Here is a 16,324-nt window from a genome sequence, read left to right as displayed (position 1 = left end):
TTCCTCACGAGGGCACAAAAATCGCCCACCTAGGTGAGCAGATCCCTCTTGACAATACCTCCGGCCGTGGTTAAGGCGCCCGTCAAGAGACAGCCCGTTCGACGGCGTGAAACAATCGGATCCGGCTCACCGGCACCAACAGCGAGCAGGAGACACAGCACGATGCGTATCGGAGTTCTCACCGCAGGTGGAGACTGCCCCGGCCTGAACGCGGTCATCCGGTCGGTCGTGCACCGCGCCGTCGACAACTACGGCGACGAGGTCATCGGTTTCGAGGACGGCTATGCCGGACTGCTGGACGGCCGTTACCGAGGGCTCGACCTCAACGCGGTGAGCGGCATCCTGGCCCGTGGCGGCACCATCCTCGGCTCGTCCCGCCTCGAGCGCGACCGGCTGCGCGAGGCGTGCGAGAGCGCCTCCGACATGATCCACGACTTCGGGATCGACGCGCTCATCCCGATCGGCGGCGAGGGCACACTGACGGCGGCGCGGATGCTGTCGGACGCCGGGCTGCCCGTGGTGGGCGTCCCGAAGACCATCGACAACGACATCTCGTCGACGGACCGCACCTTCGGCTTCGACACCGCCGTCGGCGTCGCGACGGAGGCGATGGACCGTCTGAAGACGACCGCGGAGTCCCACCAGCGGGTGATGGTGGTCGAGGTCATGGGCCGCCACGCGGGCTGGATCGCGCTGGAGTCCGGAATGGCGGCGGGCGCGCACGGCATCTGTCTGCCGGAGCGGCCCTTCGACCCCGCCGACCTGGTGAAGATGGTCGAGGAGCGGTTCTCGCGCGGCAAGAAGTTCGCGGTGATCTGCGTCGCGGAGGGCGCGCACCCGGCCGACGGCACCATGGACTACAGCAAGGGCGCGATCGACCAGTTCGGTCACGAGCGGTTCCAGGGCATCGGTACGGCGCTGGCCTACGAGCTGGAGAAGCGGCTCGGCAAGGAGGCCCGACCGGTGATTCTCGGCCACGTCCAGCGCGGCGGTGTCCCGACGGCGTACGACCGTGTCCTCGCGACCCGCTTCGGCTGGCACGCGGTGGAGGCGGCGCACCGCGGCCAGTTCGGGCGGATGACGGCGCTGCGCGGGACGGACGTGCTGATGGTGCCGCTGGCGGAGGCGGTGACCGAGCTGAAGACCGTCCCGGCGGACCGGATCGAGGAAGCGGAGTCGGTCTTCTAGCACGTTCGCCTGCCGGAGAGCTCGGTCTCCAGGCGCGTTCCGGGATTCGCCGTCCCGGACCGCTCCTACCCGGTCCGGTTCCCGAGGCTCGTCCAGAAGGTGTCGACGATCCCGTCGAGGAAGTCGCGGCCCGCGTCGCTCGCGTCGTCGGCCGCGCTGCCACCGCTCCAGCTCAGTGTGGCGGCCATCTGCCCCTGGTAGTCCTGGTGCAGCTCCTGGAGGGTCTCCTCCAGCAGGCGCCGGTCCAGGGGCACGATCCTGCTCACCGGCCCGACGTAGGCCTGCCAGCGGGTCCGTGCGGCGGTGCGCAGCAGATCGGCCAGCCTGCCCTCCTGGCCGGTGACGGTGACCAGGTCCGGCGGCGAGAGGCCGAGGAGTTCGGCGAGGGCGGCGGACTGCCGGTCGGTGCCGCGCCACTGCCCGCTCTCCTCCATCCGCGCGTACGCCGGGAACTCGTGCCCCACGGCCCGGGCGACGTCCTGAGGGGCGAAGCCCCGGGCGACGCGGTGTTCGCGCAGGGTGCGCGGCCTGCCGATCAGCTCACCCGGCGAACACCACAACACGCCCGCCAGCGCGGTGAGTTCGGAGTGTGTCGGGGTGAGCGCCCCGCGCTCCCAGGCGAGGACGAGGTCGGAGGTGGCGTGGGGGAGGGCGTAGGAGGCGCGCAGCCCGTGGGCGACGTGGTCCGGGGTCATGCCGAGGGCCGTGCGGAGCCTGCGGGAGGCGGGAGCGTCGAAGGGGGGACCGGGCTGACGGGTGTGGCTCGGAGGTCTGGGCACGCAGGACAAGGTAGGGGTCCGGGAGCGCGGTGACTACGGGGTGTTCGGACATGGTCACCGCTTGTCGGAACCTGCGCGGCCGTCACTTCCCCCGGGCCGTCCGTATCCACCGGTACACCAGTTCCGGTCTCCCCACCTGTCCGTACAACGGCTTCCGCTCGGCTCTGCCCGCCTCCACCAGATGCTCCAGATACCGCCTGGCCGTGATGCGGGAGATGCCCACCGCCTCGGCGACCCCTGCCGCGGTCAGGCCCTCCGGCCCCTCCCGGACGACCTCCGTCACCCGCTCCAGCGTCGGGGCGCTCAGCCCCTTGGGCAGTGCGGCGGGCCCGGGCGCGCGCAGTGCCGCCAGCGCGCGGTCCACCTCGTCCTGGCCGCTCGCCTCGCCCGCGGCCCCCCGGAACTCGGCGTACCGCACCAGCCGGTCACGGAGCGTGGCGAACGTGAAGGGCTTCAGTACGTACTGCACGACCCCGAGCGAGACGCCCTCGCGCACCACCGTCAGATCGCGCGCCGACGTCACCGCGATCACGTCCGCGTGATATCCGGCCGCACGCAGCGAGCGGGCCAGCTGGAGCCCGTGCGCGTCGGGCAGGTGCAGGTCCAGGAGCAGCAGATCCACCGGCGTACGGTCCAGCAGGCGCCGGGCCTCCGCGCCGGTGTGCGCCTTGCCCACCGCGACGAACCCGGGCACCCGTCCCACGTACATCACATGGGCGTCCGCGGCGACCGGATCGTCCTCGACCACCAGCACTCTGATCGGCTCGTCGCTCGTCATCCCCTGCCTCCAGACCCCGACGCCGACGCACCCGTACCGGAACCGCCCGTACCGGAACCGCCCGTACCGGAACCGCCCGTACCGGAACCGCCCGTACCGGAACCGCCCGTGCCGGAACCGCCCGTGGCGGACGCGGCCGTCGTCGGCAACGGCAGGCGTACCAGGAACTCCGCCCCGCCGCCCGCGGCCTCCGCCACCGAAAGCGTCCCCTCGTGCCGCTGTACCGCCTGCCGGGCCAGCGCGAGGCCGAGGCCCCGTCCGCCGGGCCCCGCCGGCTTCGTCGAGTAGCCGCGCTCGAAGACGAGGGAGGCATGGGCGGGGTCCACTCCCGCCCCCGTGTCCGCCACCCGCAGCATCAGCTCGGCGCCCTGCGTGGCGGCGGTCACCGTCACCCGCGCCCGGGTGCTCCCCTGGGCCGCGTCCACCGCGTTGTCGATCAGGTTGCCGAGGATCGTCACCAGATCCCGGGCGGGCAGCGACTCCGGCAGCAGACCGTCGTCGAGGGTGCTCTCCTGCGACACGACCAGTTCCACGCCCCGCTCGTTCGCCTGGGCGGTCTTGCCCAGCAGCAGGGCCGCCAGGACCGGTTCGCTGACCGCCGCGACCACCTGGTCCGTCAGTGCCTGGGCCAGCTCCAGCTCCGCCGTCGCGAAGTCGACCGCCTCCTCGGCCCGGCCCAGCTCGATCAGCGACACCACCGTGTGCAGGCGGTTCGCCGCCTCATGGGCCTGTGAGCGCAGCGCCTGCGTGAACCCGCGCTCGCTGTCCAACTCGCCCATCAAGGACTGGAGTTCGGTCACATCGCGTAGGGTGACCACAGCGCCCCTGCGCTCGCCGCCCGACACCGGCGACGTGTTCACCACGAGCACCCGGTCCGCCGTCAGATGCACCTCGTCCACCCGGGGCTCCGAGGAGAGCAGCGCGCCCGTCAGGGGGGCAGGCAGTCCGAGGTCCGCCACCGACATGCCCACCACCTTTCCCGAGACGCCCAGCAGCTCCCGGCCTCCGTCGTTGATCAGCGCCACCTTGTACTGCCCGTCGAGCATCAGCAACCCCTCCCGCACCGCGTGCAGCGCGGCCTGGTGGTAGTCGTGCATCCGGCTGAGCTCGGCCGCGTTCATGCCGTGGGTGTGCCGGCGCAGCGACGCGTTGATGACGTACGTGCCGATCGCGCCGAGGGCGAGCGCGCCGACGGCCACCGCGAACAGGGCCGTCACCTGGTCCTGCACCCGCTTGCTGATCGACTCGACCTTGATGCCCGCGCTGACCAGGCCGATGATCCGGTCGCCGTCCTCTATCGGGGTGACCGCGCGGACCGACGCGCCGAGCGTGCCGGTGTAGGTCTCGGTGAAGGACTCGCCCTTCAAGGCCCTCGCCGTGTTGCCGCGGAAGCGCTGGCCGATCTGGGTCTCGTCCGGGTGGGTCCAGCGGATGCCCGCCGGGTTCATGATCGTCACGAAGTCGACCTCCGTGTCCTTCATGACCCGCAGGGCGTACGGCTGGAGCGTGGCGGTGGGGTTCGTGGTGTGGACCGCCGCCCGCACGGAGGGGGAGTCGGCGACCGAGCGGGCCACGGCCGTGGCCTGGCGGCCCGCGGCCTCCTCCGCCTGGTTGCGGTCGCTGACGTACGTGAACAGCGCGTATCCCGCGACGACGACCGCTATCAGCACGGCCTGCATGGCGAACAGCTGGCCGGCCAGGCTGCGGGGTCTGGGCAGGGCGGGGATGCGCATGTCGTCAGTGTGCCCCCGAGGTTAAGTGTGAACTAAATGAACGGAAGGGTGACCGCCCTCACAGGGCGGGAGATAGTCACGGCATCCCCCACAACTCCCCGGACGTGAGCCGCACGCCGGTGATGCCGACGAAGACGTCAAGGAGGGCAGCCGTGGCCGCCAGCAGCACCCCCGATACGGCACCTGCCGCACCCGCAGTCAAGCGGGACCGCACCCACTACCTGTACATCGCTGTGATCGTCGCGGTCGCCATCGGCATCGCCGTGGGTCTCGCCGCCCCCGACTTCGCCGTCGAGCTGAAGCCCATCGGAACCGGCTTCGTCAACCTGATCAAGATGATGATCTCGCCGATCATCTTCTGCACGATCGTCCTGGGCATCGGGTCGGTACGCAAGGCCGCCAAGGTCGGCGCCGTCGGCGGCATCGCCCTCGGCTACTTCATGGTCATGTCGCTGGTCGCGCTCGGCATCGGCCTCGTCGTCGGCAACATCCTGGAGCCGGGCACGGGCCTCGCCATCACGGACGCCGTGAAGGAGACCGGGCAGGCGCAGGTCTCGCCGGAGGCCAAGGACACCACCGAGTTCCTGCTCGGCATCATCCCCACCACGATCGTCTCCGCCTTCACCGAGGGCGAGGTCCTCCAGACCCTGCTCATCGCCCTGCTCTGCGGCTTCGCCCTCCAGGCCATGGGTTCGGCCGGCCAGCCGATCCTGCGCGGTGTCGAGCACATCCAGCGCCTCGTCTTCCGCGTCCTCGCGATGGTGATGTGGGCCGCCCCGATCGGTGCCTTCGGCGCCATGGCCGCGGTCGTCGGCTCCTCCGGCGTGGACGCGCTCAAGAGCCTCGCCGTGCTGATGCTCGGCTTCTACGCCACCTGTTTCCTCTTCGTCTTCATCGTCCTCGGCGCTCTGCTGAAGGTCGTCTCGGGTCTGAACATCCTCTCCCTGTTCAAGTACCTGGCCCGTGAGTTCCTGCTGATCCTGTCCACCTCCTCGTCCGAGTCCGCCCTGCCGCGGCTCATCGCGAAGATGGAGCACCTGGGCGTCAGCAAGCCCGTCGTCGGCATCACCGTCCCGACCGGCTACTCCTTCAACCTCGACGGCACCATGATCTACATGACCATGGCGTCCCTGTTCATCGCCGACGCCATGGGCACGCCGATGTCCCTCGGCGAGCAGATCCCGCTGCTGCTCTTCCTGTTCGTCGCCTCCAAGGGCGCGGCCGGTGTCACCGGCGCCGGTATGGCGACCCTGGCCGGCGGTCTCCAGTCGCACAAGCCCGCCCTGGTGGACGGCATCGGCCTCATCGTCGGCATCGACCGCTTCATGAGCGAGGCCCGCGCCCTCACCAACTTCGCGGGCAACGCCGTCGCCACCGTTCTGGTCGGCACCTGGACCAAGGAGATCGACAAGGAGCGGGTCCACCTGGTGCTGGGCGGCGGACTGCCCTTCGACGAGAAGACCCTGCTCGACGAGGACGACGCCGCCGCGCCGGTGGATGTGCCCGAGCAGCGCGAGGGCGGCGAGAAGGAACTCGCCAAGGCCTGATCCTCCCGACTCCGGGTGTCCGGCCCCGCCTGAACCGGGGCCGGACACCCGGGCCCAGCCCCACCGTCTCCGGGCGGCCGAGCACTCCCCCGTGGCTCGGCCGCCCGGTCTTTTCTCATGCCGCCTCGCGCAGGGTCTCCCCGGCCGCGCGGCCCAGCCACTCTCGCGCGTCGCCGAAGGCGAAGCCGAGCCGGGTGGCGCGGGTGTTGTCCATGCCGTAGAAGCGGCGGAAGGAGAGCGGGGAGACCGCGCCGGCCTCGGTCTCGCGGAACACCGTCCGGCCGCCGGGGACGTGCGCCGCCACCGCCTCGCACAGTTCGTGCGTGGTCAGCGTGGAGTGCGAGGCCGCGTTGACCGGGCCGGTGAAGTCCTGGCCGACCGTCCAGAACAGGAAGTCGGCGATCTCCTCGACGTGGATGTACGTCGCCGGGTGGTTCACCGCCGGCACGGTGATCGGCTCGCCCGCGCGGATGCGCGAGGCGTAGTGCTCCAGCCGGCCGGTGAAGTCGTCGGCCCCGCCCAGCACATGGGCGACGCGGACGGCCACGTACGGGAAGGCCGGCTCCGCCGCGAACACCGCCTCCGCCTGCCGCTTGCCCTCGCCGTAGTGGGACGCGAGAAACTCCGCGTCGTCCCAGGGGAGTGCGAGATCCACCTCCACGCCCAGCGGATCGACGGCCTCCTCCCGCACCCGGGCGAGGGAGTCCTCGTACGCGTACACCTCGACCGTGGAGGTCAGCACATAGCGCCGGGTGCGGCCGGCGAACACCCGGCGGGCGACCGCCGCCTGGCGCGGGGTGTAGCAGACCTGGTCGACGACGACGTCGAAGGTGCGGGCGCCGAGCGCCGAGTCCAGCGCGTTCTCGTCGTCGCGGTCGGCGGTCAGGTGGACCGCACCCGGGGGCGGCGCCGACGAACCGCGGTTCAGTACCGTCACCCGGTCCCCGGCGGCCAGCAGCCGCGCGATCAGCCGCTTGCCGAAATAGCGGTTCCCGCCGATCACCAATACCTCGCGGGCCTTTCCCTCCTGCGTCATTTCCATGACCATGATTCTCCCGGCGCAGACGCGTGCACTGAAGGGGTGACCATGGGAGTTCGGGCCGTCGGACCGAAAGAAACTCGGCATCCGCGGGCTTCGGCCGACAAAACGCCGGTGGCCTTCGACGCGCTGGACCGGCAGATCCTGGAACTGCTCCAGACCGACGGCCGGATCAAGCTCAGCGAGCTGGGCCGCAGGGTGCGGCTGAGCCCGGCGGCGGTGACGGAGCGGATACGGCGACTGGAGGCCGCGGGCGTCATCAGCGGCTACGGCGCGCACGTCAGCCCGGCCCGGCTCGGCTACGGCATTCAGGCGTTCATCCGGGTCGACCCGCACGGCGGCTACCACCTCAAGCACCCGAGGACCCTGGAGCTGATCGGGCGCCCCGAGATCACCGAGGTGCACCACGTGGTGGGCGAGGACTGCTGGATCCTCAAGGTCGCCGTCCGGGACACCGTCCACCTGGAGGACGTCCTCGAGGCGGTCTCCGCCCTGGGCCGCACGACGACCTCGATCGTGCTCACCTCACCGGTCGAGCGAAAACCGCTCTTGCCTTGACGTGGGCGTCAAGCCTTACGTTCGTGGACATGCGCATCGGCGAGCTGGCCGCACGGGCCGGGACCACCACCAGGACGCTGCGGTACTACGAGTCGCGCGGGCTGCTGCCCGCGCGGCGCGGGGACAACGGGTACCGGACGTACGACGAGGGTGATCTGCGGCTGCTGCGGCAGATCAGGACCCTCCAGGACTTCGGGTTCGACCTGGAGGAGACGCGGCCCTTCGTGGAGTGTCTGCGGGCCGGGCACCCGGAGGGCGACTCGTGCCCGGCGTCGCTCGCGGTCTACCGGCGCAAGCTGGATGAGCTGGACGCGCTGATCGGGGAGCTGCGGGCGGTCCGCGAGACGGTCGCAGGGCAGCTCGTGCGGGCCGAGCTGGCGCGGGACGAGCTGGCCGCCGAGGCGCGGGTTCCGGGTGGTCCGGAGCCCGAGTGCGAGCTGGGAGGGCAGGAACGGTGATCAAGGCGGACGGGGTGACCGAGGTGACGGACGCGGACTTCGGGGCGGAGGTGCTCGGGGCGGACCTGCCGGTGCTGGTGGAGTTCACCGCGGACTGGTGTCCGCCGTGCCGGCAGATGGGGCCCGTGCTCACCGCGCTCGCCGCGGAGGAGGGGGAACGGCTGAAGGTGGTGCAGCTGGACGTGGACACCAACCCGGAGACCACCAACCGGTACCAGGTGCTGTCGATGCCGACGTTCATGGTGTTCCGGGCCGGTGAGCCCGTGAAGTCGATGGTGGGCGCGCGGCCCAAGCGCCGCCTCCTGGCGGAGCTCGACGAGGTCCTGCCGGGTGAGGCGCGGTGAGCGTACGGAGCTGACGTCATACGAAGAAATCCCCCGGGCAATTGCGCCCGGGGGATTTCTCTGCGTATATTTGCTGGTTCGCGACTTCCCATGAATACAGTCGCAAAGAAGTTCAGTGACCACAGTATATGCGGGCGGGAGTGGAATTGTCAAACGCCGACTTTCCGGATGATGAATTGCGCTGCGAGCAGGAATTCATCGACGGCCTGTACGCGCGCGTGGACGCGTTGCGCGGTGACACCGAGGGCTCCGTGACGGACGCGCTCGCCCAGGGCAACACACCCATGCAGGCCCGGCTCGAACGGGACATCCTCGTCGCCGAACGCTCAGGGCTGCTGGCCGCGCTGAACGCGGTGGACGGCTCCCTCTGTTTCGGACGCATCGACCTCACCTCCGGCACCGACCACCACATCGGCCGCATCGGGCTGCGCGCCGACGACGCCGAGCGCACCCCGGTCCTCATCGACTGGCGCGCCGACGTCGCACGCCCCTTCTACCTGGCCACCGGCCACACCCCGATGGGGCTGCGCAGGCGCCGGCACCTCACCACCGAGGGCCGCCGGGTGACCGCCCTGCACGACGAGATCCTCGACATCGGCGACACCACCCGCACCGGCCACGAGGACCCGACCGGCGACGCCGTGCTGCTCGCCGCGCTCAACTCGGCGCGCAGCGGCCGCATGAACGACATCGTGCAGACCATCCAGGCCGAGCAGGACGAGATCATCCGGGCGCCGCACCGGGGAGTGCTCGTGGTCGAGGGCGGCCCCGGCACCGGCAAGACGGCCGTCGCCCTGCACCGCGCCGCCTACCTCCTCTACGAACACCGGGAGCTGCTCGCCAAACGGGCTGTGCTCATCGTCGGTCCCAACCCCGCCTTCCTCGGCTATATCGGCGAGGTGCTGCCCGCGCTGGGCGAGACGGGCGTGCTGCTGGCGACGGTCGGCGAACTCTTCCCCGGTGTGAAGGCGACGGCGGCCGACACCCGCGAGGCGGCGGCGGTGAAGGGCCGCGCCGACATGGCGGACGTCCTCGCCGAGGTCGTACGCGACTCGCAGGCGCTGCCCGATCCGGTGATCGCCATCGCGCACGACCGCGAGATCCTGATGCTGGACGACGGCCTGGTGAACATGGCCCGCGAGCGCACCCGCGCCGCGAAGCTCCCGCACAACGCGGCCCGCGAGCTCTTCGAGGGCCACATCCTCAACACGCTCACGGAGATGGTCGCCGAACGCATCGGCACGGACCCCTACGACGGTTCGAACCTCCTCGACCCGAGCGACATCACCCAGATCCGCGACGAACTCGCCGAGAACCCCGAGGTCTGGGCCGCCGTCGACCAGCTGTGGCCGCGGCTGACCCCGCAGCGCCTGGTCGCCGACTTCCTCGCCGACCCCGGCGGGTACGTCTCCGACGACGACGCGGCCGCCATCCGCCGCCCGACGACCCGGACGTGGACCGTGGCGGACGTGCCCCTCCTCGACGAGGCGGCCGAGCTGCTCGGCGAGGACGACCGGGTGGCACGGGCCCGCGCGGAGCGCGAACGGGAGACACAGGTCGCCTACGCACAGGGCGTCCTGGACGTCTCGTACGCCTCGCGCACCTACGAGTTCGACGACAAGCACGAGGAGGACTCCGAGGTCCTGTCCGCGCACGACATCATCGACGCCGAACGCTTCGCCGAACGCCACGAGGAGGACGACCACCGCAGCGCCGCCGAACGCGCTGCCGCCGACCGGACCTGGGCGTTCGGGCACATCATCGTCGACGAGGCGCAGGAGCTGTCGCCGATGGCGTGGCGGCTGCTGATGCGGCGCAGTCCGACCCGCTCGATGACCCTGGTCGGCGACCCGGCGCAGACCGCCGAGGCCGCGGGTGTCGGCTCCTGGGCCGAGATCCTGCGGCCGTACGTCCAGGACCGCTGGGAGCACACGCGGCTGGGCGTCAACTACCGCACCCCGGCCGAGATCATGGACGTGGCCGCGGCGGTGGTCCGCGCTGAGCACCCCGGCTTCGAACCGCCGAGCTCCGTGCGGTCGACCGGAGTACGTCCCTGGGCGCGTGCCACCGACGACCTCCCGCGCGCGGTCGCCGAGGCCGTCGGCGAACTCACCCCCGCCGAGGGCCGGCTCGCCGTCATCGCCCCCCGTGACCTGCACCGCAAGCTGGCCGCCCGGCTGGACGGGGTGACGGCCGGCGCCGAGCCGGACCTGACCCGGAGCGTGGTGCTGCTCGACCCGCGCCAGTCCAAGGGCCTGGAGTTCGACTCCGTGCTGGTGGTGGAACCGGCCCGGTACGGCACGAGCGACCTGTACGTGGCGCTGACCCGGGCGACCCAGCGGCTGGCGGTGCTGCACAGCAGGCCGCTGCCGAAGGCGCTGGCCGCGGCCCTGGCAGACGGCTGAGGGAGCCCCGGGACAACCCCGGACGTAACGCTGGATCACCGAGACGTAACAGTTCGTGCCGTGATCACTGCGGGTGTGCGGCCGGTGCGGTAAGCGTGTGCGGTATGGAAGCCCACCCGCACGCCCTCGCACCGGCCGGCAGCCCCACACTCGGTTCGCTGCCCGTCCAGCCGCTGCTCACGGCGGAGTTCGACGCCGACCCCGGCTCGGTGTACCGGCGGCTGCGCAGCAGCTACGGGCCCGTGGCGCCGGTCGGTCTCCTCGGCGTGCCGGTGTGGCTCGTACTGGACTACCGGGAGGTCCTGGAGGTCCTGCGCAACGAGAGCCGGTGGCGGCGCGACGTACGGCACTGGCGGGGCCGGGCCCAGGGTGAACTGCCGCCCGACTGGCCTTTGCTGGCGGGCTACGAGGTACGCCAGACGATGTTCATGGACGACGAGGAGCACCGGGCCGCCCGCCGCACCCACCACGCCTGTCTGCGCCCCTTCCAGGACGCCAGGAGCCCCGAGGGATGGGAACTGCGGGCGGCCGTCGCCCGCTACGCCGACGAGCTCATCGCGATGCTGGCCGCCGACTCGGGCCGTTCCGGCTTCGCGGACCTGGGCGCCCAGTACACGCGCCCGCTGCTGCTGATGGTCACCACCAAGCTGTTCGGCTGTCCCGTCGACCTGGGCGACGAACTGGTCATGGACCTGTGGCGGATGCTGGACGGCGGCCCCGACTCCGGTCCCGCCACCGGCCGGGCGCTGGCCGCCTTCACCCGGCTCGCCGCCCACCGCAGGGCCAGGCCCGGCGACGACCTCACCTCGTACCTGATGCTCGCCGACCCAAACCTCAGCGACGAACAGCTCGGCCGGGAGCTGTTCATGAACGCCGTCTACCTCAACGACATCACCGGCAACATGGTCCTCAACACCCTGCTGGAGGTGTTGCGCGGCAACGCGACGGTGCGACGCAGCCTGTCGGCGGGACAGCTCGGTGAGACGGTCAACCGGGCCGCCCTCGCCAATCCGCCCATCGCCAACATGTGTTTCCGGTTCGCCGCCCGGGACGTGCGGCTGGGCGGGTTCTGGATCCGCGCAGGGGACGTCGTCTGCCCCTCATCGGCCGCCGCCCACCAGGACCTGCTGGCGATCGGCGCCTCCCACCTGGTCGGCTCCACCGTCTCCACCCGCGCCCATCTGGGCTGGGGCGCGGGCCCCCACCAGTGCCCCAGCGCCGCGCGTGAGCTGGGCCAGTTGATCGTGACGACGGCTGTCGGGCGCGTCTTCGACCACTTCGCCCAGGCCGAACTGACCCTCCCCGCCGACCAGCTGCCCTGGCGCTCGGGGCCGGTGGTACGGGGGCTGCGGCTGCTGCCGGTGAACTACGAACTGGCCGACGACGCACCCGTGCTCCGTCCGGCCGAGCTCTCCCGCACCCCCTTCGCCCGCCCCGGTGAGGGGCAGACGAGGGGGCTGCTGGCGGCGCTGCGGCGGCTGATGTCCGGCGCGAAGCGGAACATCTGAGACACGGGGCGCGGTTCAGGCGGGCCGCAGCCAGACCGTCGCCAGCGGGGGCAGGGTCAGCCGGACGCTCGCCGGCCGGCCGTGCAGCCCCTGCGGCTCCGGCTTGACCGGGTCGGGCTGGGCGACCCCGCTGCCGCCGTACGCGGCCGCGTCGGTGTTGAGGACCTCGTGCCAGGCCGGTACGTCGTCGGGTACGCCGAGGCGGTAGTCGGGACGGACCACGGGGGAGAGGTTGGAGACGGACAGCAGCGGGGAGCCCTCGGCGTCGTAGCGCAGGAAGGCGAAGACGTTGTCCTCGGCCGCGTCCCCCACCACCCACTGGAAACCGGCGGGGTCGGTGTCCTGCTGCCACAGCGCCGGCGCCGCCCGGTAGACGGTGTTGAGATCGCGGACGAGGTCGCGGACGCCCCGGTGGTCGGCCGCGGCGCCGTACGCCGGGTCCAGCAGCCACCAGTCGGGTCCGTGCGCCTCGGACCACTCCGCGCCCTGGGCGAACTCCTGGCCCATGAAGAGGAGCTGCTTGCCCGGGTGGGCCCACATGTACGCCAGGTACGCCCGCAGACCGGCGCGCTGCTGCCACCAGTCGCCGGGCATCTTCGACACCAGAGAGCGTTTCCCGTGCACCACCTCGTCGTGGGAGATGGGCAGGACGTAGTTCTCGCTGTAGGCGTACACCATCGAGAAGGTCATCTCGTGGTGGTGGTACCTGCGGTGCACCGGCTCGTGGCTCATGTACTCCAGCGAGTCGTGCATCCACCCCATGTTCCACTTCAGCCCGAACCCGAGCCCGCCGAAGCCGCTCGGACCCGAGTGGTGCGTGGCCCGCGTGACCCCGTCCCAGGCCGTGGACTCCTCCGCGATCGTGACGACCCCGGGGCTGCGGCGGTAGACCGTCGCGTTCATCTCCTGGAGGAACGCCACCGCGTCCAGGTTCTCCCGTCCCCCGTGCTCGTTCGGGGTCCACTGGCCCGGCTCGCGCGAGTAGTCGAGGTAGAGCATCGAGGCGACGGCGTCCACCCGCAGCCCGTCGATGTGGAACTCCTCGCACCAGTAGGTGGCGTTGGCGACCAGGAAGTTACGCACCTCGCGCCGCCCGAAGTCGAACTCCAGCGTCCCCCAGTCGGGGTGCGCGGCCCGCAACGGGTCCTCGTGCTCGTACAGCGGACGTCCGTCGAACTCGGCGAGGGCCCACTCGTCGCGCGGGAAGTGTGCCGGCACCCAGTCCATCAGGACGCCGATGCCCGCCCGGTGCAGCGCGTCCACCAGGTACTTGAAGTCGTCGGGGGTGCCGAGCCGGGCCGTCGGCGCGTAGAAACCGGTGACCTGGTAGCCCCACGAGCCGCCGAAGGGATGCTCGGCCACCGGCATCAGCTCTACGTGTGTGAAGCCCAGGTCCTTGACATAGGCGGGCAGCTGCTCGGCCAGCTGACGGTACGTCAGCCCCGGTCGCCAGGACGCCAGATGGATCTCGTAGACGGAGAAGGGCGCCTCGTGGACGGGTATCTCGGCCCGCCGGGCCAGCCACTCCTCGTCGCCCCACTCGTAGTGCGAGGCGTGCACGACCGACGAGGTCGCCGGCGGGACCTCCGTACGCCTGGCCAGCGGGTCGGCGCGCAGGGTGTGCGAGCCGTCGGGCCGGGCGATGTCGAACTTGTACAGCTCGCCCTCGCCGACCCCGGGAACGAACAGCTCCCAGACCCCGGACGAGCCGAGCGACCGCATCGGGTACCCGGTGCCGTCCCAGAAGTTGAAGGAGCCGGCGACGCGCACCCCGCGCGCGTTCGGCGCCCACACGGAGAACGACGTGCCGCTCACACCCTCGTGGGTCCTCGGATGCGCGCCCAGCACCGTCCACAGCTGTTCGTGCCGGCCCTCACCGATCAGATGCAGGTCGAGGTCGCCCAGCGTCGGCAGGAAACGGTAGGCGTCCTCGGTCTCCACGGTCGTGCTCTCGTAGGTCACGAGCAGCCGGTGGACCGGGACCTCTGTCAGGGGCAGCAGGGCGGAGAAGAAGCCGTCTCCGTCGTCGTGGAGCTCGGCGCGCAGGTCGCCCGCCAGCACCGTGACGGACCTCGCGTAGGGGCGCAGCGCCCGGAAGACCACTCCGCCGGGCACCTGATGCGCCCCGAGCACGGAGTGCGGGTCGTGGTGGGTGCCGTGCAGCAGGCGTTCACGGTCGGCCCGGCCGAGGGCCGGGTCGACGGGCGCGGCCGGGGTGGTGCCGGCGGTGTCCGCCGGGGCGGCGCCGGGGGCCACGGGTGTGGTGCCGACGGCGTCCACGGCGGGCTTCTCCGGCTTCTTCGCGGTGATCTCCTCGGTTGCCTCGGTTGCCTCGGTCGCAGAGGCCGCGGCCTCTTCCGCTGACTTCTTGGCCATGGCCTTACCGCCCGCCGCCTTCGCCTTCTTGTCCGTCGTCCTCTTGCTCGTCGCCTTCTGGACCGCCGCGTGCTGGGTCACCGCTTTCTTCGCGGCGGCCTTCTTCTTCGCCTTGGCCTTCTTCTTCGGGGACGTCACGTACGGAGCCTCCTCAAGGCAGGTCGGGTGCGGCGAGGCGGTGTATCGCGGCCAGGGGCACGGGCAGCCAGTCCGGGCGGTGCCGGGCCTCGTAGACGACCTCGTAGACCGCCTTGTCCGTCTCGTGGGCCCGCAGCAGCACGGGGTCGGTGCGCGGATCGGCCCCGGCCACCTCCGCATACCCCGAACAGTAGGCCGCCCGGCAGGCATGTGCCCAGGCCGGAGCCGGCGGATCGGCGGACCGGGCGGCATAGTCGAAGGAACGCAGCATGCCCGCCACGTCCCGCACGGTCGGCTGGGGCATCCGCCGCTCGCCCAGCGGCCGGGCGGGCTCACCCTCGAAGTCGATCAGCGTCCAGTCCCCGGAGGCCGAGCGCAGGCACTGTCCCAGGTGCAGATCGCCGTGGACGCGCTGGGCGGTCCAGGTGTGGCCCTCGGCCGCGAGATCGGCCAGTGCGGTGAAGGCGGTGCGCAGCGCCCGAGCGTACGGGCGCAGCGCCGGCACCGCCTGTGCGGCCGCGTCGAGCCGCTCGGTCATGCCGTCCACCATCGCGCCTATCTGTGCGTGGCCCAGCGTCGCCGTGGGCAGCGTCCGGGCCAGCGCCCCGTGCACCTCGGCGGTTGCCCGCCCCAGGGCGCGTGCCTCGGCGGTGAAGTCCTCGCCCTTGGCCAGCTCCCGCAGCGCCAGCTCCCAGCCGTCCGCCGCGCCCTGCACATACGGCTGGAGCACGGCCAGGACGTACGGCTCGCTCTCGCCCTCGGTGGGGTCCCCGTACATCCACGCGGTCGGCGCGGGCACCCGGGCGCAGGCCTCGCGGGCCAGCGCCAGCGGCAGTTCCAGATCGGGGTTCACGCCCGGCACGACCCGGCGCAACAGCTTGAGAATGAACGTATCTCCAAAGATGACGGACGAGTTCGACTGCTCGCCCGTCATCAGGCGCGGGACCAGACCGGAGCGGATCTCCTGCTCCGGGTCCCGCTCGCAGCGCAGGCCGCCGATCCGGGCCCCGGTGCGCAGGGCCTCCAGGAGCACCTCGGCGGTCCGGGTGTCGTGCAGGGCGTCGAAGACGGTCAGCCCGGCCAGCGGCCCCTGTGTCACATGTCCGATCAGGGCGGGCGCCAGCCGGGGCGGCAGAGCCTCCCTGACGCCGATCAGCAGCTGGTAGCAGTCCCCGGGTCCCGCCTGCTGATGGGCGCGCGCCAGCAGGTGGTACAGCCCCGGCCGGGTGGCTGAGGGCAGCAGCTCGGTGGCCGACACCAGCGAGAACCCGGTGATCGGTCGTCCCTTGCCGGCGAACCAGCGCTGCCGCGGCAGCCACTCACGCAGCAGGGGGTCCAGCGAGGTGAGGAGGCCGGGGTCCGTCCGGCCGGACACTGTGACAGTCGCCGCCATGAGGGTCACATTCCTTTCCCCGGGGGGTCGGGGTCGGGGCGTTACTGTTGCGTGCCCCGGGCGGGGCGGGGGAAACCGCC

13 protein-coding genes are annotated in these 16,324 nt (G+C 71.5%); 7 read left to right on the top strand and 6 right to left on the bottom strand.

The genetic code is table 11. The annotated features are described in order from the left end of the window. Window positions 1-162 precede the first annotated feature (162 nt). A complete protein-coding gene (locus OHS71_RS13595) occupies window positions 163-1,188 on the top strand; it encodes an ATP-dependent 6-phosphofructokinase (RefSeq protein WP_328479642.1) in 1,026 nt (341 codons plus the stop codon). Window positions 1,189-1,253: 65 nt separating this feature from the next. Here OHS71_RS13595 and OHS71_RS13590 read toward each other — a convergent pair whose 3' ends face one another. From OHS71_RS13590 to OHS71_RS13580, 3 genes are all read right to left on the bottom strand, one after another. After that, on the bottom strand, window positions 1,254-1,967 hold the full coding sequence (locus OHS71_RS13590; RefSeq protein ID WP_443046934.1) for an XRE family transcriptional regulator: 714 nt from the start codon (window positions 1,965-1,967) through the stop codon (window positions 1,254-1,256). A gap of 82 nt (window positions 1,968-2,049) precedes the next feature. Beyond that, window positions 2,050-2,745 (bottom strand): response regulator, encoded by a 696-nt coding sequence (locus OHS71_RS13585; RefSeq protein WP_328479641.1) that lies wholly within the window; start codon window positions 2,743-2,745, stop codon window positions 2,050-2,052. Continuing rightward, complete coding sequence (locus OHS71_RS13580) at window positions 2,742-4,478, bottom strand: sensor histidine kinase (protein WP_328479640.1); 1,737 nt, start codon at window positions 4,476-4,478, stop codon at window positions 2,742-2,744. The genes OHS71_RS13585 and OHS71_RS13580 overlap by 4 nt, the downstream gene beginning before the upstream one ends. 122 nt (window positions 4,479-4,600) lie before the next feature. On the opposite strand from OHS71_RS13580, the gene OHS71_RS13575 reads away from it, so the two are divergent. Next, window positions 4,601-6,025 (top strand): cation:dicarboxylate symporter family transporter, encoded by a 1,425-nt coding sequence (locus tag OHS71_RS13575; RefSeq protein WP_328484499.1) that lies wholly within the window; start codon window positions 4,601-4,603, stop codon window positions 6,023-6,025. Window positions 6,026-6,140: 115 nt separating this feature from the next. Here the strand turns inward: OHS71_RS13575 and OHS71_RS13570 are convergent, their stop codons facing one another. Beyond that, window positions 6,141-7,073, bottom strand: a complete 933-nt coding sequence (locus OHS71_RS13570) for an NAD-dependent epimerase/dehydratase family protein (protein ID WP_328479639.1) — start codon at window positions 7,071-7,073, stop codon at window positions 6,141-6,143. 105 nt (window positions 7,074-7,178) lie between these two features. Between OHS71_RS13570 and OHS71_RS13565 the strand changes: the two genes are divergently transcribed. From OHS71_RS13565 to OHS71_RS13545, 5 genes are all read left to right on the top strand, one after another. Continuing rightward, on the top strand, window positions 7,179-7,622 hold the full coding sequence (locus tag OHS71_RS13565) for an Lrp/AsnC family transcriptional regulator (protein WP_328479638.1): 444 nt from the start codon (window positions 7,179-7,181) through the stop codon (window positions 7,620-7,622). Window positions 7,623-7,651: 29 nt separating this feature from the next. Then, a complete protein-coding gene (locus OHS71_RS13560; RefSeq protein WP_020131119.1) occupies window positions 7,652-8,080 on the top strand; it encodes a MerR family transcriptional regulator in 429 nt (142 codons plus the stop codon). Continuing rightward, complete coding sequence (locus OHS71_RS13555) at window positions 8,077-8,424, top strand: thioredoxin family protein (RefSeq protein WP_328479637.1); 348 nt, start codon at window positions 8,077-8,079, stop codon at window positions 8,422-8,424. The genes OHS71_RS13560 and OHS71_RS13555 overlap by 4 nt, the downstream gene beginning before the upstream one ends. Before the next feature lie 128 nt (window positions 8,425-8,552). Then, entirely contained in the window at window positions 8,553-10,829 is a 2,277-nt protein-coding gene (locus OHS71_RS13550) for a HelD family protein (protein WP_328479636.1), read from the top strand. A 104-nt stretch (window positions 10,830-10,933) separates the two neighbouring features. After that, window positions 10,934-12,337 carry a cytochrome gene (locus OHS71_RS13545; RefSeq protein ID WP_328479635.1) on the top strand — a complete coding sequence of 468 codons (1,404 nt, stop codon included), beginning with the start codon at window positions 10,934-10,936 and terminating at the stop codon, window positions 12,335-12,337. Between the two features lie 15 nt (window positions 12,338-12,352). Here OHS71_RS13545 and glgB read toward each other — a convergent pair whose 3' ends face one another. Together glgB and OHS71_RS13535 are read right to left on the bottom strand one after the other, a co-directional pair. Continuing rightward, entirely contained in the window at window positions 12,353-14,713 is a 2,361-nt protein-coding gene (gene glgB, locus OHS71_RS13540; RefSeq protein ID WP_328484498.1) for a 1,4-alpha-glucan branching enzyme, read from the bottom strand. A gap of 151 nt (window positions 14,714-14,864) precedes the next feature. Next, entirely contained in the window at window positions 14,865-16,244 is a 1,380-nt protein-coding gene (locus OHS71_RS13535; protein WP_328479634.1) for a maltokinase N-terminal cap-like domain-containing protein, read from the bottom strand. Window positions 16,245-16,324: the final 80 nt, after the last annotated feature.

It is taken from the genome of Streptomyces sp. NBC_00377, assembly GCF_036075115.1.
Taxonomy (GTDB): domain Bacteria; phylum Actinomycetota; class Actinomycetes; order Streptomycetales; family Streptomycetaceae; genus Streptomyces.
This window is presented reverse-complemented; position numbering and strand designations above follow the sequence as displayed.